This is a genomic window from Paraburkholderia lebeckiae, from assembly GCF_050436325.1.
GTDB classification, from domain to species: Bacteria; Pseudomonadota; Gammaproteobacteria; order Burkholderiales; family Burkholderiaceae; genus Paraburkholderia; species Paraburkholderia tuberum.
On the sequence record NZ_JBNDLZ010000003.1, the window covers coordinates 91485 to 117125 of the forward strand.

General features: G+C 63.9%; 25 protein-coding genes. 21 read left to right on the forward strand and 4 right to left on the reverse strand.

What is annotated here, in order from left to right; genetic code table 11:
• Window positions 1-18 precede the first annotated feature (18 nt).
• The gene (map, locus tag OKW44_RS18490) at window positions 19-909 is read right to left on the reverse strand and encodes a type I methionyl aminopeptidase (protein ID WP_275426068.1); all 891 of its coding nucleotides are present in this window, start codon (window positions 907-909) and stop codon (window positions 19-21) included.
• A 475-nt stretch (window positions 910-1384) separates the two neighbouring features.
• Between map and rpsB the strand changes: the two genes are divergently transcribed.
• The 16 genes from rpsB to OKW44_RS18570 all read left to right on the forward strand — a co-directional run bounded on the left by rpsB (window position 1385) and on the right by OKW44_RS18570 (window position 17638).
• The gene (gene rpsB, locus OKW44_RS18495) at window positions 1385-2137 is read left to right on the forward strand and encodes a 30S ribosomal protein S2 (protein ID WP_018417646.1); all 753 of its coding nucleotides are present in this window, start codon (window positions 1385-1387) and stop codon (window positions 2135-2137) included.
• A gap of 218 nt (window positions 2138-2355) precedes the next feature.
• Window positions 2356-3237: a translation elongation factor Ts gene (gene tsf, locus OKW44_RS18500; RefSeq protein ID WP_018417647.1), complete on the forward strand. Its 882-nt coding sequence runs from the start codon at window positions 2356-2358 to the stop codon at window positions 3235-3237.
• 222 nt (window positions 3238-3459) lie between these two features.
• Complete coding sequence (gene pyrH, locus OKW44_RS18505; RefSeq protein WP_018417648.1) at window positions 3460-4173, forward strand: UMP kinase; 714 nt, start codon at window positions 3460-3462, stop codon at window positions 4171-4173.
• A gap of 97 nt (window positions 4174-4270) precedes the next feature.
• Window positions 4271-4831, forward strand: a complete 561-nt coding sequence (frr, locus tag OKW44_RS18510) for a ribosome recycling factor (RefSeq protein ID WP_013089702.1) — start codon at window positions 4271-4273, stop codon at window positions 4829-4831.
• Window positions 4832-4893: 62 nt separating this feature from the next.
• Window positions 4894-5676, forward strand: coding sequence for a polyprenyl diphosphate synthase (gene uppS, locus OKW44_RS18515; RefSeq protein ID WP_018417650.1), 783 nt, complete (start codon window positions 4894-4896; stop codon window positions 5674-5676).
• Complete coding sequence (locus tag OKW44_RS18520) at window positions 5670-6491, forward strand: phosphatidate cytidylyltransferase (protein WP_018417651.1); 822 nt, start codon at window positions 5670-5672, stop codon at window positions 6489-6491. Before uppS ends, OKW44_RS18520 begins: the two co-directional genes overlap by 7 nt.
• A gap of 11 nt (window positions 6492-6502) precedes the next feature.
• Complete coding sequence (locus OKW44_RS18525; RefSeq protein WP_018417652.1) at window positions 6503-7708, forward strand: 1-deoxy-D-xylulose-5-phosphate reductoisomerase; 1206 nt, start codon at window positions 6503-6505, stop codon at window positions 7706-7708.
• Window positions 7709-7715: 7 nt separating this feature from the next.
• Entirely contained in the window at window positions 7716-9110 is a 1395-nt protein-coding gene (rseP, locus tag OKW44_RS18530; protein ID WP_018417653.1) for an RIP metalloprotease RseP, read from the forward strand.
• Window positions 9111-9177: 67 nt separating this feature from the next.
• Complete coding sequence (gene bamA, locus OKW44_RS18535; RefSeq protein WP_026225317.1) at window positions 9178-11481, forward strand: outer membrane protein assembly factor BamA; 2304 nt, start codon at window positions 9178-9180, stop codon at window positions 11479-11481.
• Between the two features lie 89 nt (window positions 11482-11570).
• On the forward strand, window positions 11571-12092 hold the full coding sequence (locus tag OKW44_RS18540; RefSeq protein ID WP_026225318.1) for an OmpH/Skp family outer membrane protein: 522 nt from the start codon (window positions 11571-11573) through the stop codon (window positions 12090-12092).
• A 94-nt stretch (window positions 12093-12186) separates the two neighbouring features.
• A complete protein-coding gene (gene lpxD, locus OKW44_RS18545) occupies window positions 12187-13299 on the forward strand; it encodes a UDP-3-O-(3-hydroxymyristoyl)glucosamine N-acyltransferase (protein ID WP_018417656.1) in 1113 nt (370 codons plus the stop codon).
• 185 nt (window positions 13300-13484) lie between these two features.
• Window positions 13485-13949 (forward strand): 3-hydroxyacyl-ACP dehydratase FabZ, encoded by a 465-nt coding sequence (gene fabZ / locus OKW44_RS18550; protein WP_018417657.1) that lies wholly within the window; start codon window positions 13485-13487, stop codon window positions 13947-13949.
• Window positions 13950-14049: 100 nt separating this feature from the next.
• The gene (gene lpxA, locus OKW44_RS18555; RefSeq protein WP_018417658.1) at window positions 14050-14838 is read left to right on the forward strand and encodes an acyl-ACP--UDP-N-acetylglucosamine O-acyltransferase; all 789 of its coding nucleotides are present in this window, start codon (window positions 14050-14052) and stop codon (window positions 14836-14838) included.
• A 3-nt stretch (window positions 14839-14841) separates the two neighbouring features.
• Complete coding sequence (gene lpxB, locus OKW44_RS18560) at window positions 14842-16011, forward strand: lipid-A-disaccharide synthase (RefSeq protein WP_018417659.1); 1170 nt, start codon at window positions 14842-14844, stop codon at window positions 16009-16011.
• Window positions 16008-16757, forward strand: coding sequence for a ribonuclease HII (gene rnhB, locus OKW44_RS18565; protein WP_018417660.1), 750 nt, complete (start codon window positions 16008-16010; stop codon window positions 16755-16757). The genes lpxB and rnhB overlap by 4 nt, the downstream gene beginning before the upstream one ends.
• Before the next feature lie 92 nt (window positions 16758-16849).
• The gene (locus OKW44_RS18570) at window positions 16850-17638 is read left to right on the forward strand and encodes a TrmH family RNA methyltransferase (protein ID WP_026225319.1); all 789 of its coding nucleotides are present in this window, start codon (window positions 16850-16852) and stop codon (window positions 17636-17638) included.
• A gap of 63 nt (window positions 17639-17701) precedes the next feature.
• On the opposite strand, the gene ppsR is transcribed toward OKW44_RS18570, so the two are convergent.
• On the reverse strand, window positions 17702-18517 hold the full coding sequence (ppsR, locus tag OKW44_RS18575; protein WP_013089690.1) for a posphoenolpyruvate synthetase regulatory kinase/phosphorylase PpsR: 816 nt from the start codon (window positions 18515-18517) through the stop codon (window positions 17702-17704).
• Window positions 18518-19030: 513 nt separating this feature from the next.
• On the opposite strand from ppsR, the gene ppsA reads away from it, so the two are divergent.
• From ppsA to OKW44_RS18590, 3 genes are all read left to right on the forward strand, one after another.
• The gene (ppsA, locus tag OKW44_RS18580) at window positions 19031-21433 is read left to right on the forward strand and encodes a phosphoenolpyruvate synthase (RefSeq protein WP_026225320.1); all 2403 of its coding nucleotides are present in this window, start codon (window positions 19031-19033) and stop codon (window positions 21431-21433) included.
• 117 nt (window positions 21434-21550) lie between these two features.
• The gene (locus OKW44_RS18585; RefSeq protein ID WP_018417664.1) at window positions 21551-22006 is read left to right on the forward strand and encodes an NfeD family protein; all 456 of its coding nucleotides are present in this window, start codon (window positions 21551-21553) and stop codon (window positions 22004-22006) included.
• Window positions 22007-22093: 87 nt separating this feature from the next.
• Window positions 22094-23041, forward strand: coding sequence for an SPFH domain-containing protein (locus OKW44_RS18590; protein WP_018417665.1), 948 nt, complete (start codon window positions 22094-22096; stop codon window positions 23039-23041).
• A 100-nt stretch (window positions 23042-23141) separates the two neighbouring features.
• On the opposite strand, the gene smpB is transcribed toward OKW44_RS18590, so the two are convergent.
• On the reverse strand, window positions 23142-23588 hold the full coding sequence (gene smpB / locus OKW44_RS18595) for an SsrA-binding protein SmpB (RefSeq protein WP_013089686.1): 447 nt from the start codon (window positions 23586-23588) through the stop codon (window positions 23142-23144).
• A gap of 100 nt (window positions 23589-23688) precedes the next feature.
• On the opposite strand from smpB, the gene OKW44_RS18600 reads away from it, so the two are divergent.
• Together OKW44_RS18600 and OKW44_RS18605 are read left to right on the forward strand one after the other, a co-directional pair.
• Window positions 23689-24126: a type II toxin-antitoxin system RatA family toxin gene (locus OKW44_RS18600; protein WP_018417666.1), complete on the forward strand. Its 438-nt coding sequence runs from the start codon at window positions 23689-23691 to the stop codon at window positions 24124-24126.
• Window positions 24123-24455 (forward strand): RnfH family protein, encoded by a 333-nt coding sequence (locus tag OKW44_RS18605; protein WP_018417667.1) that lies wholly within the window; start codon window positions 24123-24125, stop codon window positions 24453-24455. The genes OKW44_RS18600 and OKW44_RS18605 overlap by 4 nt, the downstream gene beginning before the upstream one ends.
• A 72-nt stretch (window positions 24456-24527) precedes the next feature.
• Here OKW44_RS18605 and OKW44_RS18610 read toward each other — a convergent pair whose 3' ends face one another.
• Window positions 24528-25514 (reverse strand): DMT family transporter, encoded by a 987-nt coding sequence (locus OKW44_RS18610; protein ID WP_026225321.1) that lies wholly within the window; start codon window positions 25512-25514, stop codon window positions 24528-24530.
• Window positions 25515-25641: the final 127 nt, after the last annotated feature.

The window sequence follows — 25641 nt, forward strand, 5'->3', positions numbered from 1 at the left end:
CGGTGAGGTCGGAATCGGTCAGGCCGTGGCCGCGACCACGGGCGGACGCGCGGGCGTGCCGGCCGACACGGTCAGCACGTCGTAGCCGGTCTCGGTGACCAGCACCGTGTGCTCCCACTGCGCGGACAGGCTGCGGTCCTTGGTCTTGACGGTCCACTGGTCGGGCATCGTGCGGATGTCACGGCGGCCGGCGTTGATCATCGGCTCGATCGTGAAGATCATGCCGGCCTGCAGTTCGAATCCGGTGCCGGGGCGACCGTAGTGCAGGATCTGCGGATCTTCGTGGAATACGGTGCCGATGCCATGTCCGCAATATTCGCGCACCACGCTGTAGCCGAGGCCTTCGGCGTGCTTCTGGATCGCATAGCCGATGTCGCCGAGATGCGCGCCGGGTCGCACCTGGTCGATGCCGAGCCACATGCATTCGAAAGTGGCTTGCACGAGGCGCTTTGCCATGATCGACCCTTCGCCGACGATGAACATGCGGCTCGTGTCGCCGAAATAGCCGTCCTTGATCACGGTGACGTCGATGTTCAGCGCGTCGCCGGTTTTGAGCGCCTTGTCGCCCGGAATGCCGTGGCAGATCACGTCGTTGACGGAAATGCAGGTGGCTTTCGGGTAGGGCGGGTAGCCGGGCGGCTGGTAATTCAGCGGCGCGGGGACCGTGCCCTGGTCCTTCAGCATGTATTCGTGACACAGACGGTCGAGCTCGCCAGTGGTGACGCCGGCCTTGACGAACGGCGTGATGTAGTCGAGCACTTCGCTCGCGAGCCGGCAGGCGACGCGCATCTTTGCGATATCGTCTTCGTTTTTGATGGTGATAGCCATGGTTTCCTCGGAAGCCTTGCTGGATAAGGCTTGCTGGGTGTTGCGGTGGCCTGGCGGAGGGGCGTTTGCCGGGCACGGAATGCCGGTCGATCCTTAACGATCCCTCGCGCGTGGCGGAATCGAGCCATTTTACAGCAGTGGGGGCCGGGTCGTTGCGCTGGATCGGCCGGCAATGGGCTAAAAGCGACCAGAATCGGCTAATTGACGGCCCAAAGGACGCCAGCCCGGGCTTCGGGCCCAGCGGCGCGGTCCCGTGCGTAGGGTCATCGGCCGCTGGTCGGGCCGGTTGAGTCAGCCGGTCGTCGCGTGCTATAATCTTTGGCTAAGTCGGTCCTAGTCCGCTTTTATTCGCGAGTCCGCAAATTCGCGCATGGCAGCTTGGCGGAACGGCTTCTCGCGGCACTCCGGTTGCTGGTGTCGTGAGTGAGAGAAAGTCGTGTCAGGCAACCAATTCGCAAGCCGGCGCACCCAGGGTGTCGACGCGTTCCAGCCCAAGTCAGGGCGAGCGCGACCGATGCGGCAGCCGGCTTAAGACCCAACCCTCGTGGAGAATTTCATGGCAGTTACGATGCGTCAAATGCTGGAAGCAGGTGTCCACTTCGGTCACCAGACCCGCTTCTGGAACCCGAAGATGGCCCCCTTCATTTTCGGTCATCGCAACAAGATTCACATCATCAACCTCGAAAAGACGCTGCCGATGTACAACGACGCGCTGAAGTACGCGCGTCAGCTGGCATCGAACCGCGGCACGATCCTGTTCGTCGGTACGAAGCGTCAATCGCGCGACACGATCGCCCAGGAAGCGCAGCGCGCTGGTATGCCGTTCGTGAACGCACGCTGGCTCGGCGGCATGCTGACCAACTTCAAGACGCTGAAGGTTTCGATCAAGCGCCTGAAGGACATGGAAGCGGCGCTGGAAGCCGGCGAAACGGAGCGCATGAGCAAGAAGGAAGCGCTGCTGTTCGAACGCGAAATGGCCAAGCTGCAGAAGTCGATCGGCGGCGTGAAGGATATGGGCGGCATTCCGGACGCGATCTTCGTGGTTGACGTCGGCTACCACAAGATTGCCGTGACCGAAGCGAACAAGCTCGGCATTCCGGTCATCGCCGTGGTCGATACGAACCACTCGCCGGAAGGTGTGGACTACGTGATCCCGGGTAACGACGACGCCAGCAAGGCCGTCGCTCTGTACGCGGCTGGCGTGGCCGACGCGATCCTCGAAGGCCGTGCGAACGCGGTCAACGAAGTGGTCCAGGCTGCACGTGGCGGCGACGGCGACGAGTTCGTCGAGGTCAACTCGGAAGCGTAAGGCTGCCCAGTGTCCGGCACAAAAGGGGGCTTTCGACAGGCCCCCTTTTTTTAAGCCGCGACGTCTATGACAGTTGTCGTAACGGGCATCTGGCAGAGTGTTCGAGGCGACGCGTGGCGCGTCGCTCGCAAAAAATGCGCGAAAACGCTGAAACGAATTCCTGCCGCCGGCATCGAAATGCGGGCGGCGTGTGACAGACAGAACTCAAGGAGCAAATGATGGCGGCAATTACCGCAAGCATGGTTGCAGAACTGCGCGCGAAGACCGACGCGCCGATGATGGAATGCAAGAAGGCGCTGACGGAAGCCGACGGCGATCTGGCGCGCGCTGAAGAACTGCTGCGCGTGAAGCTCGGCAACAAGGCGAGCAAGGCGGCATCGCGCGTGACGGCCGAAGGCGTCGTCGCATCGTTCATCAACGGCAACGCTGGTTCGCTCGTCGAGCTGAACTGCGAAACCGACTTCGTCTCGAAGAACGACGACTTCCTCGCATTCTCGAAGAAGGTCGCCGAACTCGTCGCGACGCAAAACCCGGCTGACGTCGCCGCGTTGTCGGCACTGCCGCTCGACGGCCAGACCGTAGACGCAGTGCGCCTCGCGCTGGTCGGCAAGATCGGCGAAAACCTGTCGATTCGCCGTTTCGTGCGCTTCGACACCGCGAACAAGTTGGCGGCGTACCTGCACGGCACGCGCATCGGCGTGCTGGTCGAGTACACCGGCGCGGACGAGCAGGTCGGCAAGGACGTGGCAATGCACATCGCCGCGATGAAGCCGGTCTCACTGTCGTCGGACGACGTGCCGGCGGACCTGATCGCCAAGGAACGCAGCATCGCTGAACAGAAGGCCGCCGAATCGGGCAAGCCGGCTGAAATCGTCGCGAAGATGGTCGACGGCAGCGTGCAGAAGTACCTGAAGGAAGTGTCGCTGCTGAACCAGACGTTCGTGAAGAACGACAAGCAGACGATCGAGCAGATGCTGAAGGCGGGCAACTCAAGCGTGCAGAAGTTCGCGCTGTTCGTGGTCGGCGAAGGGATCGAGAAGAAGCAGGACGACTTCGCAGCGGAAGTGGCCGCCCAGGTCGCTGCTGCAAAGCAACAATAAGCGTTACCTAAGCTTCACCGCCGTACCGTTTGGACCCGCGGCGAGGCAACACCTCGCTGCGGTCGGCAGCGCCGCAAGGCCGCGCACGAGTTGACCCTCGCGGCGCGGCCGCCGCTGGCGAACCCCAGGGTTCGCCAATTTGGCGGTGCTTGCCCGAATCAGCATTTCACCCCTACATTAGTCCCTTGTTGTTGCCCTGTTCCGCGCGATCTGGATACCCCTATGCCCATTGCCTATAAACGCGTCCTGCTCAAACTCTCCGGTGAAGCTCTGATGGGCGACGATGCCTTCGGCATCAATCGCGGAACCATCGAACGAATGGTGGCGGACGTGGCCGAAGTGGTCCGTCTCGGAACGCAACTGGCCGTGGTGATCGGCGGCGGCAATATTTTTCGCGGCGTCGCGGGCGGTGCGGCGGGTATGGACCGCGCAACGGCCGACTACATGGGTATGCTCGCCACGATGATGAACGCGCTGGCGCTGCAGGACGCGATGCGCCACGCCGGCATCGAGGCGCGCGTGCAATCGGCGCTGCGCATGGACCAGGTCGTCGAGCCGTACATCCGGCCCCGCGCGATCCGCCAGCTCGAGGAAGGCAAGGTCGTGATCTTCGCGGCCGGCACCGGCAACCCGTTCTTCACGACCGACACGGCCGCTGCATTGCGCGGCGCGGAAATCGGCGCGGAAGTGGTGCTGAAGGCGACCAAGGTGGACGGCGTCTATTCGGCCGATCCGAAGAAGGATTCGAGCGCGACCCGCTACAGCACGATCAGCTTCGACGAGGCGATCGGCCGCAATCTGCAGGTGATGGATGCGACGGCTTTCGCTCTGTGCCGCGACCAGAAGCTGCCGATCCGCGTGTTTTCGATCGTCAAACCCGGTGCGCTCAAGCGCATCGTGCTAGGTGAGGACGAGGGCACCCTCGTCCACGTGTAAACTTCGCTTACTTTACGTGGGCTTTGACGCGAGCCCGGGCCGCCGCATCGAGCGTGCCGGGCGGCTCGCACCGTTTTGAAGGTTCGGAGGTTTAAAAATGTCTGTGGCTGATATCAGGAAGGGCGCTGAACAGAAGATGCAGCGCTCCATCGACGCGTTCAAGAACGACCTGTCAAAGATCCGCACGGGCCGTGCGCACACGGGCCTGCTCGATCATATCCAGTGCGACTACTATGGCTCGCCGGTGCCGATTTCGCAGGTCGCGAACCTGACGCTGATCGACGCGCGCACGATCGGCGTGCAGCCGTGGGAAAAGAAAATGGTCCAGGTCGTCGAAAAGGCGATCCGCGAGTCGGATCTCGGTCTGAACCCAGCTACCCATGGCGATGTGATCCGCGTACCGATGCCCGCGTTGACCGAAGAGCGTCGCCGCGAGCTGACCAAGGTCGTTCGCAGCGAAGCCGAAACGGCCAAGGTGGCCGTGCGCAACCTGCGCCGCGACGCCAACGAGCAACTGAAGAAGCTCGTCAAGGACAAGGAAATCTCGGAAGACGACGAGCGTCGTGCCGGTGACGACGTCCAGAAGCTGACGGACAAGTTCGTCGCCGAAATCGACAAGCTCGTCACAACGAAAGAAGCCGAGATCATGACGGTCTGACGCCGTTCGGCTCAGCATCTTCTGATTTCCACTTCTTTACTGGCATTACTGTCCCAACGGCCATGACCTATACCAGCTCAACCGTGCGCGTGCCTGAAGTCGCCGCGGTGCCGCGACATATCGCGATCATCATGGATGGCAACGGCCGTTGGGCCACGCAGCGGCGTCTGCCCCGCGTGGCGGGCCATACGCGCGGCGTCGACGCGGTGCGGGCGGCCGTCGAGGCGTGCGCGCGGCGGGGCGTCGAATATCTGACGCTGTTCGCGTTCAGCTCGGAGAACTGGCGCCGTCCGAACGAGGAAGTATCGTTCCTGATGCGCCTGTTCGTTACCGCGCTCGAGCGCGAGATCGGCAAGCTGCACGCGAACGGTATCCGTTTGCGCGTGGTGGGCGATCTCGAGCGTTTCGACGACAAGATCCGCGATCTGATCAAGCGCGCGGAAACCAAGACCGCGCGCAACGCCCGTCTCACGCTGACCATCGCCGCGAACTACGGCGGGCGCTGGGACATCATGCAGGCCACCCGCAAGCTCGTCGAGCAAGCGGCGGCGGCGGGCAAGCCGGTCGAGGTCAACGAGGACGCGTTCGCCGAGCACCTGTCGATGGCCTACGCACCCGAGCCGGACCTGTTCATCCGCACCGGCGGCGAGCGCCGCGTCAGCAACTTCCTGCTGTGGCAGCTTGCCTACACCGAGTTCTATTTCACCGACACGTTCTGGCCGGATTTCGACGCCGACGCGCTCGGTCACGCCATCGCTTCGTACGCGGAGCGGGAACGCCGCTTCGGCCGCACCAGTGCTCAGCTTGAGCCGCAATCGCAGAACGTCGATTCGCTTCCATGCTAAAGACCCGTGTCATCACGGCGATCGTGTTGCTGGCAGTGTTCCTGCCTGTCACGCTGTTCGCGCCTGTCGGCGCATTCGGCGCGCTGATCGCTTTCGTCGTCGTGTTCGCCGCGTGGGAGTGGGCGCGCCTGCTAAAGCTCGGCGGCGCGGGCCCGGTGCTGTACGCGCTCGTCGCGGCACTCGGACTCGTCACCAGTACGCGGGTGGGCATCGGCACCGAGCCTGCGCGGCCGTTCTTCCAGGCGGCGTCGATTTTCTGGGTGATCGCCGGTCCGTTCGTGCTGCTGCGCAAGCCCGTGCTCGCGCAGGGCGCCTGGCGCGCCTTTCTGTTTCTTGCCGGAATCGTTGGTTTCATCGCGTGCTGGCATGCTCTCGTCGCTGCGCGCATGCAGGGTGTGCCGTTCGTGCTGTCGCTGCTGCTGTTGGTATGGCTTGCCGATATCGGCGCATACTTCTCCGGGAAGGCATTTGGCAAGCACAAGCTGGCGCCAGCCATCAGTCCGGGTAAAACCTGGGAGGGGGCGATCGGTGGCTGGCTGCTGGTCATGATCGTCGCGGCGGCGGCGATCTTTTTGCACGCGTTCGAGCCGACCCTGTATTCTGCGCTGCTGGCGCAACTGGGTGCGCTGCGCACGGTGCTCGCGCTGACCCTGCTGGTGGTTTTCAGCGTGGTCGGTGACCTGTTCGAATCGATGATGAAACGCCAGGCCGGCGTCAAAGACTCGAGCGGACTGTTGCCGGGGCACGGCGGCGTGCTCGATCGCATCGACGCGTTGTTGCCGGTGCTGCCGCTCGCCATGCTGCTGCTCGGCTAGAGAAAAGAGATATGCAAAAACGTCTGACATTGCTCGGTTCCACGGGCTCGATTGGAGACAGTACGCTCGACGTGGTCGCGCGTCACCCCGAGCGTTTTTCGATTTACGCGCTGAGCGCGCATCGCAACGGCGACAAGCTCGTCAGGCAATGCCTGCGCTTTGCGCCCGAAGTGGCGGTGGTCGGCGACGCCGACACGGCCGCGAAGGTCGCCGCGAAGCTGCGCGAGGCGGGCAGCAAGACTGAGGTCACGTACGGGCCGCAGGCGCTCGTCGACGTGGCGAAGAGTGAGGGCTGCGACACGGTGGTCGCGGCGATCGTCGGCGCGGCCGGTCTCGCGCCGAGCCTTGCCGCGGCGCGCACCGGCAAGCGCATCCTGCTCGCGAACAAGGAAGCGCTGGTGATGTCCGGCGCGATCTTCATGGACGCGGTGCGCGACAACGGCGCGGTGCTGCTTCCGGTCGACAGCGAACACAACGCGATTTTCCAGTGCCTGCCGCGCGAAGCGTCGCTGCATGGCGGCGTCTCGAAGATCATCCTGACCGCGTCGGGCGGTCCGTTCCGCACACGCGAACCGGCCACGCTGGTCGACGTGACGCCTGACGAAGCCTGCAAGCATCCGAACTGGGTGATGGGCCGCAAGATCTCGGTCGACTCGGCCACGATGATGAACAAGGGCCTCGAAGTGATCGAGGCGCACTGGCTGTTCAACCTGCCCGGCGAGCGCATCGACGTGCTGATCCATCCGCAGAGCGTGATTCATTCGCTGGTGTCGTATGCGGACGGCTCGGTGCTCGCGCAGCTCGGCAACCCCGATATGCGCACGCCGATCGCGCACGCGCTCGCGTTTCCGGATCGCGTCGATTCCGGCGTCGCGCAGCTCGATCTCGCGGAGATCGCGTCGCTATCGTTCGAAAAACCCGACTACGCGCGCTTCCCGTGCCTCGCGCTCGCCATGAAGGCGCTCGCGGAAGGCGGCGTCGCGAGCGCGGCGTTGAACGCCGCGAACGAGGTCGCGGTGGAGGCGTTTCTCGCGCGCCGCATCGGCTTCATGGCGATTGCCGAGGCGGTCGACTCGGTGCTGAACGCGTTGCCGAACCGCAGCGCGCACGCGCTCGACGACGTCATCGAGGCGGACGCCGCCGCGCGCCGAGCTGCTACCGAATTCATCGCGCGTCTGCCTGACGGCGCCCGTCGCACGGAACGCGCCGTCCAGTGAGGCGCCTATGAACCTGCTGATCGAACTGCTCGCGTTCGCGGTTGCGATTGGCGTACTCGTGGTGGTCCACGAGTACGGGCACTACAGCGTCGCGCGTCTGTGCGGCGTGAAGGTGCTGCGCTTTTCAATCGGCTTCGGCAAGCCGCTCGTTCAGTGGGTCAGTCCGAAGACGGGCACCGAGTGGACGATTGCCGCGCTGCCACTCGGCGGCTACGTGAAGATGCTCGATGAGCGCGAGACCGGCCCCGGTTCGATTCCCGAAGCGGATCTGCCGCATGCGTTCAACCGCCAGTCGGTGTGGCGGCGCTTCGCGATCGTCGCGGCCGGTCCGGTCGCGAATTTCCTGCTCGCGATCGTGCTGTTCGCGCTCGTGTTCGCAACTGGCGTGACCGAACCGGCCGCCGTGATCGCGACACCCGCGCCGAACACGCCGGCCGCGCTGGCGGGTTTCGAGGGCGGCGAGACGATAGTCGGTGTGCGCACCGGCCATAGCGATGAGACCGAGCCGGTGCGGTCGTGGTCGGATCTGCGCTGGAAGCTGCTCGGCGCCGCGTTCGATCAGCAGCGCATCGTGCTCAGTGCAAAGGACGCGCACGGCACGTCCGATTTTCCGATGGACCTGCGCGGCCTCGGCGAGAAAGACGTCGACGACGATCTGATGTCGCGCCTCGGCTTCGAGCCCGGCGGCGGCAAGCTGACGGTGGCGGGCGTGCAGGCGGGTAGCGCCGCGCAAAAGGCGGGGCTCGTCGCCGGCGATCGGCTGCGCGCGATCAACGGCACGCCGACCGATAACGCCTCGGCCTTCATCGCATTTGTAAAGTCGCACGCCGGCGTGCCGGTCACGCTGCGGGTGGAGCGCGGCGGCCGTGGCGGTCATGCGGCGGGCGCGCTCGAAGAAATCACCATCGTGCCGCAGCTGCAGCGCGATGCGGCGAGCGGGCAGCAGATCGGCCGCATCGGCGCGGAGCTGGCGACCCAGGTGCCGTCGATCGACGTGCGCTACGGGCCGCTCGAGAGCCTCCACCTCGGCGCGCGCCGTACCTGGGATCTCGCGGTGTACTCGGTCAGGATGTTCGGCCGGATGATCGTCGGCGAGGCGTCGCTGAAGAATCTGTCCGGTCCGGTGACGATCGCCGACTACGCGGGAAAGAGCGCACGTCTGGGTCCTGCCGCGTTTCTGTCGTTCCTGGCCCTTGTCAGCATTAGCCTCGGCGTGCTGAACCTGCTACCAATTCCGGTATTGGACGGGGGTCATCTGTTATATTACTTGGTTGAAGCTGTGACCGGTAAAGTTGTCTCCGATCGCTGGCAACTCGTTTTTCAGAGAGCGGGGCTTGCCTGCATCGTCGCGTTGTCGGCGATTGCGCTGTTCAACGATCTGGCTCGTTTAATCCATTTTTAAAGTGTCCGGCGGCGTTCACGAGGGCGGCCGCCAGGCCTGATGCAGCTATACACACTGGGGAAGCACGTTGTTCAAACCTCATCGCTTTGGTCCAAAGACGGTTGTAGCCGCGGCGTTCGCCGCGCATGGGCTGGTTGCTCATGCAACGACGCCCTTCGTGGTGCAAGACATTCGCATTGAGGGATTGCAACGCGTCGAACCGGGCACGGTGTTCGCGTACCTGCCCATCAAGCAAGGCGATACCTTTTCCGACGACAAGGCGTCCGAAGCGATTCGCGCGCTGTACGCGACGGGCTTCTTCAACGACGTCAAGATCGCGACCGAAGGCAACGTGGTGATCGTGCAGGTGCAAGAGCGCCCGGCCATCGGCACGATCGACTTCGCCGGTATCCACGAGTTCGACAAGGACAACCTGATCAAGGCGCTGCGCGCGGTCGGGCTGTCGCAAGGCCGCTACTACGACAAGGCCCTCGTCGACAAGGCCGAGCAGGAACTGAAGCGCCAGTATCTGACGCGCGGATTTTACGCGGCTGAAGTCACCACGACGATCACGCCGATCGACCGCAACCGCGTCGGCATCCTGTTCTCGGTGGCCGAAGGTCCGAGCGCGAAGATCCGTCAGATCAACTTCATCGGCAACAAGACATTCAGCACCGGCACGCTGCGCGACGAAATGCAGCTGTCCACGCCGAACTGGTTCTCGTGGTACACGAAGAACGACCTATACGCGAAAGACAAGCTCACCGGCGACCTCGAGAACGTCCGCTCGTACTACCTGAACCGCGGCTATCTCGAGTTCAGCATCGAATCGACCCAGGTGTCGATTTCGCCGGACAAGAAGGACATGTACCTGACGGTCACGCTGCATGAAGGTCAGCCGTACACGATTTCGAACATCCGCCTCGCCGGCAATCTGCTAGACCGCGAAGCGGAGCTGAAGAAGCTGATCAAGATCAAGCCGGGCGACCGCTTCTCGGCCGAAAAGCTGCAGGCCACCACGAAGGCGATTGTCGACAAGCTCGGCGAGTACGGCTACGCGTTCGCGACCGTCAATGCACAGCCGCAGATCGACCAGAACAACCACACCGTCGACCTGACGCTTCAGGTCGACCCGAGCCGTCGCGTGTACGTGCGCCGCATCAATGTGGTCGGCAACACGCGCACGCGCGACGAAGTGGTGCGCCGTGAAATGCGCCAGCTCGAAAGCTCGTGGTTCGATTCGAACCGCCTCGCGCTGTCGAAGGATCGTATCAACCGTCTCGGCTACTTCACCGACGTCGACGTGACCACGGTGCCGGTCGAAGGCACGCCCGACCAGGTCGACATCGACGTGAAGGTCGCCGAAAAGCCGACCGGCGCGATCACGCTTGGCGCGGGCTTCTCATCGACGGACAAGGTGGTGCTGTCGGCGGGTATCTCGCAGGACAACGTGTTCGGCTCCGGCACGAGCCTCTCGGTGAACATCAATACCGCGAAGACGTACCGTACGCTGACGGTCACGCAGGTCGACCCGTACTTCACGGTGGACGGCATCAAGCGGATCACCGACGTCTACTACCGCACGTACCAGCCGCTGTACTATTCGACCGATTCGAGCTTCAAGATCGTCACGATAGGCGGTGACCTGAAGTTCGGCATCCCGTTCTCTGAAGTCGACACGGTATTTTTCGGCGTGGGCTTCGAGCAGAATCAGCTCGACATCGACTCGAACACGCCGCAAAGCTATATAGACTACGTGCACGAGTTCGGCCGCGTGTCGAACAACGTACCGCTGACGGTCGGCTGGTCGCGGGACGCGCGCGACAGCGCACTGGTGCCGAGCCGCGGCTACTTCACGCAGGCGAACGCCGAGTACGGCACGCCGGTCGGCGGCACGCAGTACTACAAGGCCGACATCAACGCGCAGTACTATTACTCGTTCGCGCGGGGCTTCGTGCTGGGCTTCAACTTCCAGGGCGGTTACGGTAACGGCCTTGGCGGCAAGCCATATCCGATTTTCAAGAACTACTTCGCCGGCGGTATCGGTTCGGTCCGCGGCTACGAGCCGAGCTCGCTCGGTCCGCGCGACGCGAAGACCGGCGACCCGATCGGCGGCTCGAAGCTGCTCGTCGGCAATATCGAGCTCACGTTCCCGCTGCCGGGCACGGGCTACGATCGCACGCTGCGTGTGTTCACCTTCCTCGACGCCGGTAACGTGTGGGGAACGGAAGGTAACAGCATCGGCGCAAATGGCCTGCGTTACGGCTACGGTGTGGGTCTCGCGTGGATCTCGCCAATCGGCCCGCTCAAGTTGAGCCTTGGCTTCCCGCTCACGAAGCACACTGGCGACCAGTACCAGAAGTTCCAGTTCCAGATCGGGACCGCGTTCTGATCGGGCGGCGGGTGTTCCCGGCGGCCGGCGTTGCCGGCGGCCGGCTGCGGCGGCGGACCCGGCCAAACTACAGTATCGAGAGGATGACTTTGCTAACCGGTATGTTTTCGAAACGTGTAGCGTGCGCATTGGCGCTGGCAATGACCCTCGGGGTCGGCATGGCGCACGCGCAGGAGGCGAGGATCGCCGCGGTGAATTCCGACCGCATCCTGCGCGAATCGGCGGCGGCGAAAGCCGCGCAGCTGAAGCTCGAGGCCGAATTCGCGAAGCGGGACAAGGATCTCGCCGACATGGCGCAAAAGCTCAAGTCGATGTCCGATGCACTCGACAAGAATGGCGCGACAATGTCGGCGACCGATCGCGCGCAGAAGCAGCGCGACCTGTCGCAGCTCGACTCGGACTTCCAACGCAAGCAGCGTGAGTTCCGCGAAGACCTGAACCAGCGCCGCAACGAGGAACTCGCGGCGGTGCTCGATCGCGCGAACAAGGTCATCAAGCAGATCGCCGAAACGCAGCACTACGATCTGATCGTCCAGGAAGCGGTGTACGTGAGCCCGCGCATCGATATCACCGACCAGGTGCTGAAGGCACTGGCGGCATCGGGCAATTGAGGGCAACTGAGGGCAACTGAGGGCGGCGCACGGTCGCCCCGCACGCCTCGGCGCGCGCCCTCCAATGATTGAACGGGTTGGAGACAGGATAGGCATGGCATTTACGCTCGAGGACATCGTCCAGCGGTTCGGCGGTGAATTAGTCGGTAACGGGGCGCAGCGCGTGAGCAGTCTTGCGCCGCTCGACCAGGCAGGGCCGGACCAGTTGGCGTTCCTCGCCAATCCGAAATATCTGTCGCAGGTCGAAACGACCCGCGCCGGCGCAGTACTGATCAATGCCGGCGACCTCGCGAAGCTCGCCTCGCGCGAAGCTCGAAACTTCATCGTCACGCCGAATCCCTACGCTTACTTTGCGCGCATCGCGCAAACCTTCATCGACCTGGCCGCGCCGAGGGCGGTCCCCGGCGTGCATCCGAGCGCAACCATCGATCCTGCCGCCCAGGTCGCCGCGAGCGCGGTGATCGGTCCGCGTGTCACCGTGGAAGCGGGCGCGGTGATCGGCGAGCATGCGCGGCTCGACGCCAACGTCGTGATCGGCCGCGGCACGCGTGTCGGCGCGAACGCGCATCTGTATCCGAACGTGACCGTGTACCACGGCTGCAAGCTCGGCGAGCGCGTGATCGTCCACGCCGGCGCGGTGATCGGCTCGGACGGCTTCGGCTTCGCACCGGACTTCGTCGGCGAGGGCGACGCGCGCACCGGCAGTTGGGTGAAGATTCCCCAGGTCGGCGGCGTGTCGATCGCGAACGACGTCGAAATCGGCGCGAACACCACGATCGACCGCGGCGCGATGGCCGACACGATCATCGAGGAGTGCGTGAAGATCGACAACCTCGTGCAGATCGGCCACAACTGCAAGGTCGGCGCCTACACGGTGATCGCGGGCTGCGCGGGCATTGCGGGCAGCACGACGATCGGCCGTCATTGCATGATCGGCGGCGCGGTCGGCATCGCCGGACACGTGACGCTCGCCGATTACGTGATCGTCACCGCAAAGTCGGGCGTGTCTAAGTCGCTGCTGAAGCCCGGCATGTACACGAGCGCGTTCCCGGCCGTGAACCACGCGGACTGGAACAAAAGCGCCGCGCTGCTGCGCAATATCGACAAGCTTCGCGATCGCATCAAAGCGCTGGAGAACGCCACCGTCGACAAAGCCGGCAATGCCACTGACGGCGCCGCAGGTCAACCCGCAGGCAACAAGATCTGACAGTTATCCCGGCGACCCATCGGCACCACGTAAAATAGTGGTCGAGCATCATGAAGCGAAGCCGGTGGCCGTGACCGGGTGGCACGGCCACCGGTCATCAGAGGCGCCGGTCGTGCGCGTTTTCAACCCACCTGCACCAGCATCCGCAGTCATCATCGCGCAGTCAATGCGTGAGCAGAAACACCATGAGCACCGAAAAAATCAATCTCGACATTCATAAGATTCTCACGCTGCTGCCGCATCGTTATCCGATCCTGCTGGTCGACCGGGTGCTCGAACTCGAACCGCACAAGAGCGTCAAAGCGTTGAAGAACGTGTCGATCAATGAGCCGTATTTCCAGGGACATTTCCCGACGCGGCCGGTGATGCCAGGCGTGCTGATCCTCGAAGCGCTCGCGCAGACCGCGGCGCTGCTGACGTTCTCGGAAGAACCGAGCGATCCGTCGAACACGCTGTACCTGTTCGTCGGCATCGACAACGCGCGCTTCAAGCGCGTGGTGGAACCGGGCGATCAGCTGATCCTGAACTGCACGTTCGAGCGTCACATGCGCGGCATCTGGAAGTTCAAGGCGCGCGCCGAAGTGGATGGCGTCGTCGCGGCGGAAGCCGATCTGATGTGCGCAGTGCGCCACACGGACAAAGACGCGTAAAGCCCGTGTCGGGGCAGGTCGCGGCGCGGCAAGGCACGCGCGCGGCGGCCCTGACGGCAAGGCCATCCACACAACGCAACAGAATCAGAAGCGAGGACGCATGAGCAGGATCCATCCCACTGCGATCATCGAGCCGGGCGCGCAGCTCGACGAATCCGTCGAAGTCGGACCCTATGCCGTGATCGGCGCACACGTGACGATCGGTGCGCGCAGCACGGTCGGCTCGCACAGCGTGATCGAAGGCTATACCACGCTCGGTGAAGACAACCGCATCGGCCATTACGCATCGGTCGGCGGCCGCCCGCAGGACATGAAGTACCGGGACGAGCCGACCAGGCTCGTGATCGGCAACCGCAACATGATCCGCGAGTTCACGACGATCCACACCGGCACGGTGCAGGACGCGGGCGTCACCACGCTCGGCGACGACAACTGGATCATGGCCTACGTGCACATTGGTCACGACTGCCACGTCGGCAACAACGTGATTCTGTCGAGTAACGCGCAGATGGCCGGTCACGTGACGATCGGCGACTACGCGATCATCGGCGGCATGTCGGGCGTGCATCAGTTCGTGCGCATCGGTGCGCATTCGATGCTCGGCGGCGCGTCGGCGCTCGTGCAGGACGTGCCGCCGTACGTGATCGCCGCGGGCAACAAGGCCGAGCCGCACGGCATCAACGTCGAAGGGTTGCGCCGCCGCGGCTTCTCGGCCGACGCGATCTCGGTGCTGCGCACCGCGTATCGCGTGCTGTACAAGAACGGCCTGTCGCTCGAAGAAGCGAAGGTGCAATTGAAGGAACTCGGTTCGGCCGGCGGTGACGGCGACGCCCCGGTGCAGACGCTGCTCACGTTCGTCGAAGCGTCGCAGCGCGGCATCATCCGCTAACCGATGACGTTGCAACCCAGTCCGCTGCGCGTCGCGATGGTGGCCGGCGAGCCGTCCGGCGACCTGCTCGCCGCGTCGCTGCTCGACGGTCTCGCCAGCACGCTGCCGGCCACCACCCAGTACTACGGCATCGGTGGTCCGCGCATGATGGCCGCGGGCTTCGACGCCCACTGGCCGATGGAAAAGCTGACGGTGCGCGGCTATGTCGAAGCACTGCGGCACATTCCCGAAATCCTCGGTATCCGCAACGAGCTCAAGCGTCAACTGCTCGCCGAACCGCCGTCCGTATTCGTCGGCGTCGACGCGCCCGACTTCAATTTCGGGCTCGAGCACGCACTGCGCGACGCCGGCATTCCGACCGTGCACTTCGTCTGCCCGTCCATCTGGGCGTGGCGTGGCGGGCGCATCAAAAAGATCGCCAAGGCCGTCGACCACATGCTGTGCGTGTTCCCGTTCGAAACCGCGCTGCTTGAAAAGGCGGGTGTCGCGGCGTCGTACGTCGGGCATCCGCTGGCCGATCAGATCCCGCTCGAACCTGACACCCTCGGTGCGCGCCGCGCGCTCGATCTCGCGGAAAGCGGGCCGGTGATCGCGGTGCTGCCGGGCAGCCGGCGCTCCGAGATCGACCTGATCGGCCCGACGTTCTTCGCGGCGATGGAGATGATGCAGCACCAGGAGCCCAGCGTGCGCTTCGTGATGCCGGCGGCGACGCCCGCGTTGCGCGCGTTGCTGCAGCCGCTCGTCGATGCGCATCCGGGCCTCGCGCTGACCATCACCGAAGGGCAGTCGCAACTCGCGATGACCGCCGCCGACGCGATTCTCGTGAAGAGCGGCACCGTCACGCTCGAAGCCGCGCTGCTGAAAAAGCCGATGGTGATTTCGTACAAAGTGCCCTGGCTAACCGGCCAGATCATGCGCCGGCAGGGCTATCTGCCGTACGTCGGCCTGCCGAACATCCTGGCCGGGCGTTTCGTGGTGCCGGAGATCCTGCAGCACTTCGCGACGCCGCAGGCGCTCGCCGAGGCGACGCTGAAACAGTTGCGCGACGAGGCGAACCGGCGCACGCTGAAGGAAATCTTCACGGAGATGCATCACGTGCTGAAGCAGAACACAGCGCAGCGCGCGGCCGAAGTCGTGGCGAGCGTCGTCGAGCAGCGGGCGGGGCGGCCATGACCGCCGCGCCCGCGCCTCGCAGGAAGATCGCGGCCACCGTTCGGGTCGTGGCGCAAGCCGGCCTGAACTTCGAGAGCGCCGACGACATCGTCTGCGGCGTCGACGAGGCAGGGCGCGGACCGCTGGCTGGTCCGGTCGTCGCGGCGGCGGTGATTTTCGATCCCGCCAAACCGATGATCCGCGGCCTCGACGATTCGAAGGTGCTGAGCGCACTCAAGCGCGAAGCGCTGTACGACAAGATCGTCGAGCGTGCGCTCGCGTACTGCGTCGCGTCGGCGACGGTCGAGGAAATCGATTCGCTGAACATCCTGCACGCCACCATGCTCGCGATGAAACGCGCGGTCGAGGGCCTGTCGGTCGTGCCGACGCTCGTGAAGATCGACGGCAACCGTTGCCCGACGCTCAGTATTCGTAGCGAAGCCGTGATCGGCGGCGACGCGCTCGTGAAGAGCATTTCGGCGGCGTCGATTCTCGCGAAGGTCACGCGCGACCGCATGCTGGTCGAACTGCACCAGGCGTATCCGATGTACGGCTTCGACGCGCATGCCGGTTACGGCACGCCGCAGCATCTCGCGGCGCTGCTCGAGCATGGGCCGTGCGAACATCATCGGCGGTCGTTCGCGCCGGTGCGCGAAGCGCATCTGCGGTTCGGCACAGGCGTGCCGTTGCCGCCGGCGGACGCCGTCATCGTGGCCGACGCGCTGCTGCTCGACGGCGATGCGTTCGGCGAGGCCGGCCTCGCTTGACCGACCCCATCAGCGCGGCTCGAGCGCGCTCCGCGCTTGCGTGCCGTTGATTGCCGCCGATTCCTTTTCCCTTCTCACCGCCTTCGCTGCCTGTGAAAGCCATCACCTCGCGGGACAATCCGCTCTACAAGCGCCTGAAGGCACTGGCGGGCTCGACGCATCAACAGCGCCGCAGCGGCCACGCGCTGCTCGAGGGCTTCCATCTCGCGAGCACGTATCTCGATATCGCCGGTCAGCCGGAGCTATGCGTCGTCACTGATGGCGCGCTGCGTCACGACGAAGCGCGGGCGATCGTTTCGCGCATCGGTGAGCATCGGCTCGTGACGTTACCGGATGCATTGTTCGGGCAGTTGTCGAATGTCGTGCATGGGGTCGGGATTCTGCTGCTCGTCGAGAAGCTCGACGCGCCGCTGCCCGAGCGCGTCGAGCAAAACTGTCTCGTGCTCGACGGCGTGCAGGACGCGGGCAACGTCGGATCGATTCTGCGCAGCGCAGCGGCCGCGGGTATCGAGCACGTGTTCTGCGCGCCGGGCACCGCATACGCGTGGTCGTCGAAGGTGCTGCGTTCCGGGATGGGCGCGCACTTCCTGTTGCAGATTCATGAGGATGTCGAAGCGCGTGCGCTGATCGAACGGCTCGCGGTACCGGTCGCCATCACAGATTCGCACGGTGCCGAAGCGATCTACGACTGTGACCTGAGCAGGCCGCTCGCGTGGGTGTTCGGCAACGAAGGGGCGGGCGTGTCGCAGGTGTGGCGCGATGCCGTGTCGTTGCGCGTGACGATCCCGCAGCCCGGCGGCATGGAGTCGCTGAACGTGGCGGCCGCGGCGGCGGTCTGCCTGTTCGAGCAGTGCCGGCAGCAGCGCGGGCGCAAAAAGTAGACTCACCGTAAGTGGCGTTGCCAGGGCTCTGGCGCGGCAACGCAATGCCTGCCCGGCTGTCCGTCAATACGACGGCCGATCCAGCTTGATCTCCTGCAGGATCGTCGTCGCGATCTCCTCGATCGACTTGTGCGTCGACGACAGCCACTTGATCCCCTCGCGCCGCATCATCGCTTCCGCTTCGTTGATCTCGTAGCGACAGTTTTCCAGCGCCGCATACTTGCTACCCGGCCGCCGCTCGTTGCGGATTTCCGACAAGCGCTGCGGATCGATCGACAACCCGAACATCTTCTGCCGATGCTCGAGCAGCGGCGTGGGCAGCTTGCCGCGTTCGAAATCTTCGGGAATCAGCGGATAGTTCGCCGCTTTCACGCCGTACTGCATCGCCAGATAAAGGCTCGTCGGCGTCTTGCCGCTGCGCGACACGCCGACGAGAATCACGTCGGCGTCTGCGAGATTGCGGTTCGATTGACCGTCGTCGTGCGCGAGCGAGAAATTGATCGCCTCGATCCGGTTCTTGTACTCCTCGGTGTCCGCGTTCTGGTGGCCGCGGCCCATCGCGTGGCTCGACTTCAGCTCCAGTTCCTGCTCGAGCGGCTCGACGAAGGTCTGGAACATGTCGAGCACGAGCGCGTTCGAATCCTTCACGATCTGATTCGACGAGCTATCGACCAGCGTGGTGAACACGATCGGACGACGGCCGTCCTGCACGACCGCTTCGTTGATCTTTTCGAGCGTCGCATAGGCCTTCTCGGTCGAGTCGACGAAAGGCACGCGGACCAGGCGGAATTTCTGGTCGAACTGGGAGAGGATCGAATGCGCGAAGGTTTCGGCAGTAATCCCGGTACCGTCTGAGACGATGAATACGGTGGGCGGCATCAGTGGAGCTGTGAACGTGAAAGGCAAATGAGCCGGAAAGCGCGAGCGCGACAACGCGCTCGAATCAAACCGCGCGGCGGCGGCCGCGCCACGCTCGCGCCCGCGCGGGCGGTCTCGCAAAAGCCCGCTGGCTCGGTCGGGGCGCGATTCGAGGCGCAATTCTCGACCGACTGTCACATTTCAGGAGTCGGCACGGTAGAATAACGGCAACCTGTTGGATAAGCAATTGCAGGCGATTGGCCGCTAACTTGCCGCGAACGGTCGTTCAACGTCACGCTATCTAATGGCAATGTGCGTTGAACGCGACAGATCGAGCGGTAAGTCCGCTCAACCGCGTTCTTCGGTGCGTCCGCCTCGTGCTGCACGGCCGGCGCGCCATGCAACGCATCTCCGCTGTCCAGGCGATTGCTTATCTAACAGGTTGTGCAAGACACGGGGTCGAGCTTCCAATGGGCTGCCCGTGTTCAAGCCCACTTGCACAGCCGCGAATTTCTTTCACACTTAGGGGCTTGTATGACTAACGCAGTTAACGTCGCAAAGGACAAGGCGTATGTAGTTCCGTTCGAGCAGTTGCGGATGACCGACGTGGAAATCGTCGGCGGCAAGAACGCGTCGCTGGGCGAGATGATCAGCCAGCTCGCGGAAGCCGGCGTGCGCGTGCCGACTGGCTTCGCGACCACCGCGCTCGCGTTCCGTGACTTCCTGCAGCACAACGATCTGACTGAACGCATCGCCAAACGTCTCGAGACGCTCGACGTCGACGACGTGAAGGCGCTCGCCGAAGCGGGCAAGGAGATCCGTCAATGGATCGTCGACGCGCCGCTGCAGCCGCAACTCGAGGCTGACATTCGCGCGGGTTTCGACACGCTGCAAAAGAGCTCGCCCGAGGAGCTGTCGTTTGCCGTGCGTTCATCCGCGACCGCGGAAGACCTGCCGGACGCATCGTTCGCCGGTCAGCAGGAAAGCTATCTGAACGTGGTCGGCATCGACGACGTGCTCGATCGCATGAAGCATGTGTTCGCGTCGCTGTACAACGACCGTGCCATCTCCTATCGCGTGCACAAGGGCTTTACGCATGCTGAAGTCGCGTTGTCGGCGGGTGTGCAGCGCATGGTGCGCTCGGATGTCGGCGCCGCGGGCGTGATGTTCACGCTCGATACCGAATCCGGTTTCAAGGACGCCGTCTTCATCACGTCGAGCTATGGCCTTGGCGAAACCGTCGTGCAGGGCGCGGTGAATCCGGACGAGTTCTACGTGTTCAAGACCACGCTCGCCCAGGGCAAGTACCCGATCATCCGCCGCTCGATCGGCTCGAAGCTGATCAAGATGGAGTTCACGAAGCCGGGCGAGCCGGGCCGCGTGAAGACCGTCGACATCGCGCACGAACAGCGCAACCGCTTCTCGATCACCGACGAAGACGTGATCGAGCTCGCGAAGTACGCGGTGATCATCGAGAAGCACTACCAGCGTCCGATGGACATCGAGTGGGGCAAGGACGGCCGCGACGGCAAGATTTTCATCCTGCAGGCGCGTCCGGAAACGGTGAAGAGCCAGGGCGGCGGCAAGGCCGAGCAGCGCTTCAAGCTGAAGGGCCAGTCGAACGTGCTGGCAACGGGCCGCGCGATCGGTCAGAAGATCGGCGCGGGTCCGGTGCGCGTCATCCACGACCCGTCGGAGATGGACCGTGTGCAGCCGGGCGACGTGCTCGTCGCCGACATGACCGACCCGAACTGGGAGCCGGTCATGAAGCGTGCGTCGGCGATCGTCACGAACCGTGGCGGCCGCACCTGCCATGCGGCGATCATCGCGCGTGAGCTGGGCGTGCCGGCCGTGGTCGGCTGCGGCGACGCGACCGACGTGCTGAAGGACGGCGCGCTCGTCACCGTGTCATGTGCCGAAGGCGACGAAGGCAAGATCTACGACGGCCTGCTCGAAACCGAAATCACCGAAGTGCAGCGCGGCGAACTGCCGCCAATTCCGGTGAAGATCATGATGAACGTCGGCAATCCGCAACTCGCATTCGACTTCTCGCAACTGCCGAACGCAGGTGTGGGTCTCGCGCGGCTCGAGTTCATCATCAACAACAACATCGGCGTGCACCCGAAGGCGATCCTCGAGTACCCGAACGTCGATCAGGACCTGAAGAAGGCGGTCGAAAGCGTCGCGCGCGGTCACGCCTCGCCGCGCGCGTTCTACGTCGACAAGCTGACCGAAGGTATCGCAACGATCGCGGCGGCGTTCTATCCGAAGCCCGTCATCGTGCGTCTGTCGGACTTCAAGTCGAACGAGTACAAGAAGCTGATCGGCGGCTCGCGCTACGAGCCGGACGAGGAAAACCCGATGCTGGGCTTCCGCGGCGCGTCGCGCTATATCGCGGAAGACTTCGCCGAGGCGTTCCAGATGGAATGCGTCGCGCTGAAGAAGGTGCGTGAAGAGATGGGCCTCGACAACGTCGAGATCATGGTGCCGTTCGTGCGTACGCTGAAGCAGGCAGAGCGCGTGGTCGGGCTGCTCGCGAAGTTCGGCCTGAAGCGCGGCGAGAAGGGCCTGCGTCTGATCATGATGTGCGAAGTGCCGACGAACGCGATCCTCGCGGAAGAGTTCCTGCAGTACTTCGACGGATTCTCGATCGGCTCGAACGACCTGACGCAGCTCACGCTCGGCCTCGACCGCGACTCGGGCATGGAGCTGCTCGCGGTCGATTTCGACGAGCGTGATCCGGCGGTCAAGTTCCTGCTCAAGCGCGCAATCGAAACCTGTCTGCGTCTGGACAAGTACGTCGGTATCTGCGGCCAGGGGCCGTCGGATCATCCGGACTTCGCGCAATGGCTGACGGACGAAGGCATCAAGTCGATCTCGCTCAACCCCGACACGATCATCGATACGTGGCAGCAACTGGCAAAGGCGAAGCAGTAACTCGCGAGGCATCGAATGCCGCTTCGCAGGCGGCATTCGGCACGCGTTAAAGGCACGTCCGCTTCGTGCTATAAACACCCCGGTAGAACCGGGGTGTTTTGCTTTGTGGAGGTCGATGTGGCGCCTGGTGGACTGTTCTGGTGGATCGGGGCGGGTGTGCTTGTCGTGCTGGAACTGATGAGCGGCACCTTCTATCTGTTGATGATCGCGTTCGGCTTCGTCGCGGCGGCACTTGCGCGCATTGCCGGCGCCGGGACCGATCTGCAATTCGTAGTGGCGGCGCTGGTTGCGCTTGCGGCGGTCGTGGTGCTCAGACGCTCGCGCTTCGGTCGTCGTAGGCGCGAGCAGGCGTCGCGCAATCCGGATGTCAATCTGGATATCGGGCAGACGCTGAACGTGCCGGCCTGGCAGGGGCGCAAAGCACGCGCGACCTATCGTGGCGCGGCATGGGACGTCGAGCTGGCCGCGGGCGAACCGGAAGACGCGCAGGTCTACGAGATCAGGGAGTTACGGGGCAGTTGCCTCGTCGTCGTCGCGAGCCGGCAGCCGAAGGCGCGCGCGAGCGCGACCTGATCATCTGAGCGCCGGCCGCCTAAGCTGAAAACGCAGGCCCGACCAACCTGCGCACAACTATTCGAAGCAGAACCGGAGGATAAAGATATGGATTCAACCATCGTCGGGGCAGTGCTGCTGATCGTCGTAATCGTGCTCGCGTCGCAGACCATCAAGATCGTGCCGCAGCAGCATGCGTGGGTGCTCGAGCGCCTCGGCCGTTATCACGCGACGCTGACGCCGGGTCTGAGCTTCGCGTTCCCGTTCGTCGACCGGGTCGCGTACAAGCACGTGCTGAAGGAAATTCCTCTCGAAGTGCCGAGCCAGGTCTGTATTACGCGCGACAACACGCAACTGCAGGTCGACGGTGTGCTGTATTTCCAGGTCACCGATCCGATGAAGGCATCGTATGGATCGAGCAACTTCGTGTTCGCGATCACGCAGTTGTCGCAGACCACGCTGCGCTCGGTCATCGGCAAGCTGGAGCTGGACCGGACCTTCGAGGAGCGGGATTTCATCAATCACAGCATCGTGTCCGCGCTGGACGAGGCGGCCGCGAACTGGGGCGTAAAAGTGCTGCGCTACGAGATCAAGGACCTGACGCCGCCAAAGGAAATTCTTCACGCGATGCAGGCGCAGATCACCGCCGAGCGCGAGAAGCGCGCGCTGATCGCGGCATCGGAAGGGCGCAAGCAGGAGCAGATCAATATCGCGTCGGGCGGCCGCGAGGCGGCGATCCAGAAGTCCGAGGGCGAGCGTCAGGCAGCGATCAACCAGGCGCAGGGGCAGGCCGCGGCGATTCTGGCGGTGGCCGAGGCGAACGCGCAGGCGATCCAGAAGATCGCGGCGGCGATCCAGCTGAACGGCGGCATGGACGCGGTGAATCTGAAGGTGGCCGAACAATACGTGAACGCGTTCTCGAACCTCGCCAGGCAGGGCACGACACTGATCGTGCCGGGCGACATGTCGAACATGAGTTCGATGATCGCGTCGGCGCTGACCATCGTGAACAAGGGCAAGGCGGCAGCGGAGCCGCCGCGCGGCGACTTGCGCTGACGAACGGCCAATGCATGCGCAATGAGCGCGTGACGTAAAAGCAAATGGCCCGCACATCGATGTGCGGGCCATTTTTGCATGAGCCGGAAACGAATCGCGTTCAGGTCGGCGAGCGCATCAAGCGCGCCTTCTCGCGCTCCCAGTCGCGCTTCTTCTCGGTCTCGCGCTTGTCGTGCATCTTCTTGCCTTTCGCGAGACCGATCTCGCATTTGACGCGACCGTTCTTGTAGTGAAAATTCAGCGGCACGAGCGTGTAGCCGCGCTGCTCGACCTTGCCGATCAGCTTGCTGATCTCCTCGCTATGCAGGAGCAGCTTGCGCGTGCGCACCGGATCGGGATGGATGTGCGTCGACGCTTCGGGCAGCGGGCTGATGTGCGTGCCGATCAGGAACAGCTCGCCGTTGCGGATCACCACGTAGCCTTCCTTGATCTGGCCGCGCCCGGCGCGCAACGCCTTGACCTCCCATCCTTCGAGCACGAGGCCTGCCTCATAGCGTTCCTCGACCGAGTAGTCGTAGAAGGCTTTTCTGTTGTCTATGATGCTCATGAATGGAAAGTGCCCAACTCGTTTAAAATCACGATTTTAGCAAAGCGGGGCAAGGAAAGCCCGCGGCGCTCGTCCACCGTTGCCACGCGCTGTTCAATTTATGGCAGATGTCCAGAAAACCGTTTTGATTCGCCATTCGGCGGAGCAGATGTTCGACCTCGTCACCGACGTCGACGATTACCCCAAGTTCCTGCCATGGTGCGGGGGCATCGAAATTCGTCACCGGGACGACACCAGCATGGAGGCGAGGATCGATATCAACTTCAAGGGCATCAAGCAGCATTTCGCCACGCGTAACTCAATGGAGCGCCCCACGCGCATCGACATGGAATTCGCCGACGGTCCGTTTCGCAAGTTCACCGGTTTCTGGCGCTTCACGCCGCTGCGCGCCGATGCATGCAAGATCGAATTCGCGCTGCACTACGAGTTCACCAGCATCCTGCTCGAGAAGATCATCGGGCCGGTGTTCAATCACATCGCCAATACCTTCGTCGAATCTTTCGTGAAGCGCGCCAACCAGCGCTATGGTCAGTCATGAGCGCGCGGCTAACGGTCGAGGTCTGCTATGCGCTCGCTGCCGAGCAGGCGCTGATTGCGGTCGAGTTGCCCGCGGGCGCGACGCTGCAACAGGCGATCGGCGCAAGCGGGATTCTGCAGCGCTTTCCGTCGATCGATCTGAACACGCAGAAGGTGGGCGTGTTCGGCAAGCTCAAGGCGCTCGATACGGTGCTGGCCGACCATGATCGCGTCGAGATTTACCGGCCGTTGCTGGTGGACCCGAAGGTGTCGCGCCAACGCCGCGTCGAAAAGACACGCAAGGCGGGGTCGATCGAGGGGCGGCGTTGGTTGAACAAGGATTCGCGCTAGGCGGCGCTAGTTGGGGGGGGGCGGCGGACCTTTTCGCGCGCCACCCGACTTGCATCATCACGTCACGTCACCTCAAGGCGCCGCCGTCTGCGCCTTATCGTTCATGCCCTCGATGCGCGCCGCACCCGACGAATCGTCGTCCGAATGCCGGCGCACCGACCACCAGACCCCCGCCACCAGCAGCAGGATCGCCGCGAGTTCGAGCGGGCGCGGCAGGCGCTCGTCGTAAATGAACGCGTAAAGCAGCGCGAACAGCGTCTCGAACACGATCATCTGGCCGGACAGCGTAAGCGGCAGCCGTTTTGCCGCGGCATTCCACAGGCCGTTGCCGATCCACGACGCGCCGATCGCGAGTGCGAGGTTGAGCAGCCAGAACGTGTGCCAGCGCGGGTCGGCCAACTCACCCCGCGGGCCGCCCGACGGCAGCGCCGCGACCACGAGCCACAACGCGCCGCCTAGCGCGCCAGTCACGACGCCCCACAGCACCGACCACTCATTGCCGCTGAAATGCGTCTGACGCTGCAGGTAACGGGCGTTCTCGACCGCGAACCAGGTCCAGCAAATGAGCGCGCCCACCGCGCAGGCCACGCCGAGCAGGCGCGTCGCGATGCTCGCCGGTGCCGCGCCGGCCACCGTAAAGACGTCGATATTGATGCAGACGATGCCCGCCATCACGGTCGCGAGCGGCCATGCGAGGCGCGCGAGCGGCACCGCGCCGTGATCGCGCCGGCCGAGCAGCGTGACCGTGACCGGCAGCACGCCGACGATCAGCGAGGCCGGTGCGATTCCGATCAGGTGCACGGCGGCCGTCAGCAGCAGGTAATAGACGATATTGCCGGCCAGCGCGAGCTTGACGAGCGCGATCAGATCCTCGCGGCTCAGCCGTTTGGCGAGCGAACGCGCGATCGGTAGCGCTGCGGCGAGCGACACGACGCCGTACATCGAGTAGCGGCCGGCGACGAGCAGGAGCGGGGAGAAGTCGGGCAGCACCCGCGGCACCAGAAACACCATGCCCCACAAGGCTCCGGCCATGACGCCGTATACGACACCGCGCTGCATCGACTGCCTCTGCTGGATAAACTGGAATGGCCGGCAGAATAGCGGTTATGCGAGCGGGGTGTCTTGTTCGATCCTGCATTCGGGCCGCTCGACCGCCGCTCGACAGGGTACGTGCCGCGAAAATGCC

Excerpts from the sequence above, each read along its gene's own strand:
- tsf (WP_018417647.1), top strand. The coding sequence starts at position 2,356 with ATGGCGGCAATTACCGCAAGCATGGTTGCAGAACTGCGCGCGAAGACC.
- uppS (WP_018417650.1), top strand. The coding sequence starts at position 4,894 with ATGACCTATACCAGCTCAACCGTGCGCGTGCCTGAAGTCGCCGCGGTG.
- frr (WP_013089702.1), top strand. The coding sequence starts at position 4,271 with ATGTCTGTGGCTGATATCAGGAAGGGCGCTGAACAGAAGATGCAGCGC.
- lpxB (WP_018417659.1), top strand. The coding sequence starts at position 14,842 with ATGACGTTGCAACCCAGTCCGCTGCGCGTCGCGATGGTGGCCGGCGAG.
- pyrH (WP_018417648.1), top strand. The coding sequence starts at position 3,460 with ATGCCCATTGCCTATAAACGCGTCCTGCTCAAACTCTCCGGTGAAGCT.
- lpxD (WP_018417656.1), top strand. The coding sequence starts at position 12,187 with ATGGCATTTACGCTCGAGGACATCGTCCAGCGGTTCGGCGGTGAATTA.
- OKW44_RS18605 (WP_018417667.1), top strand. The coding sequence starts at position 24,123 with ATGAGCGCGCGGCTAACGGTCGAGGTCTGCTATGCGCTCGCTGCCGAG.
- ppsR (WP_013089690.1), bottom strand. The coding sequence starts at position 18,517 with ATGCCGCCCACCGTATTCATCGTCTCAGACGGTACCGGGATTACTGCC.
- OKW44_RS18600 (WP_018417666.1), top strand. The coding sequence starts at position 23,689 with ATGGCAGATGTCCAGAAAACCGTTTTGATTCGCCATTCGGCGGAGCAG.
- lpxA (WP_018417658.1), top strand. The coding sequence starts at position 14,050 with ATGAGCAGGATCCATCCCACTGCGATCATCGAGCCGGGCGCGCAGCTC.
- OKW44_RS18520 (WP_018417651.1), top strand. The coding sequence starts at position 5,670 with ATGCTAAAGACCCGTGTCATCACGGCGATCGTGTTGCTGGCAGTGTTC.
- rnhB (WP_018417660.1), top strand. The coding sequence starts at position 16,008 with ATGACCGCCGCGCCCGCGCCTCGCAGGAAGATCGCGGCCACCGTTCGG.
- OKW44_RS18590 (WP_018417665.1), top strand. The coding sequence starts at position 22,094 with ATGGATTCAACCATCGTCGGGGCAGTGCTGCTGATCGTCGTAATCGTG.
- OKW44_RS18525 (WP_018417652.1), top strand. The coding sequence starts at position 6,503 with ATGCAAAAACGTCTGACATTGCTCGGTTCCACGGGCTCGATTGGAGAC.
- smpB (WP_013089686.1), bottom strand. The coding sequence starts at position 23,588 with ATGAGCATCATAGACAACAGAAAAGCCTTCTACGACTACTCGGTCGAG.
- OKW44_RS18610 (WP_026225321.1), bottom strand. The coding sequence starts at position 25,514 with ATGCAGCGCGGTGTCGTATACGGCGTCATGGCCGGAGCCTTGTGGGGC.
- fabZ (WP_018417657.1), top strand. The coding sequence starts at position 13,485 with ATGAGCACCGAAAAAATCAATCTCGACATTCATAAGATTCTCACGCTG.
- rpsB (WP_018417646.1), top strand. The coding sequence starts at position 1,385 with ATGGCAGTTACGATGCGTCAAATGCTGGAAGCAGGTGTCCACTTCGGT.
- rseP (WP_018417653.1), top strand. The coding sequence starts at position 7,716 with ATGAACCTGCTGATCGAACTGCTCGCGTTCGCGGTTGCGATTGGCGTA.
- ppsA (WP_026225320.1), top strand. The coding sequence starts at position 19,031 with ATGACTAACGCAGTTAACGTCGCAAAGGACAAGGCGTATGTAGTTCCG.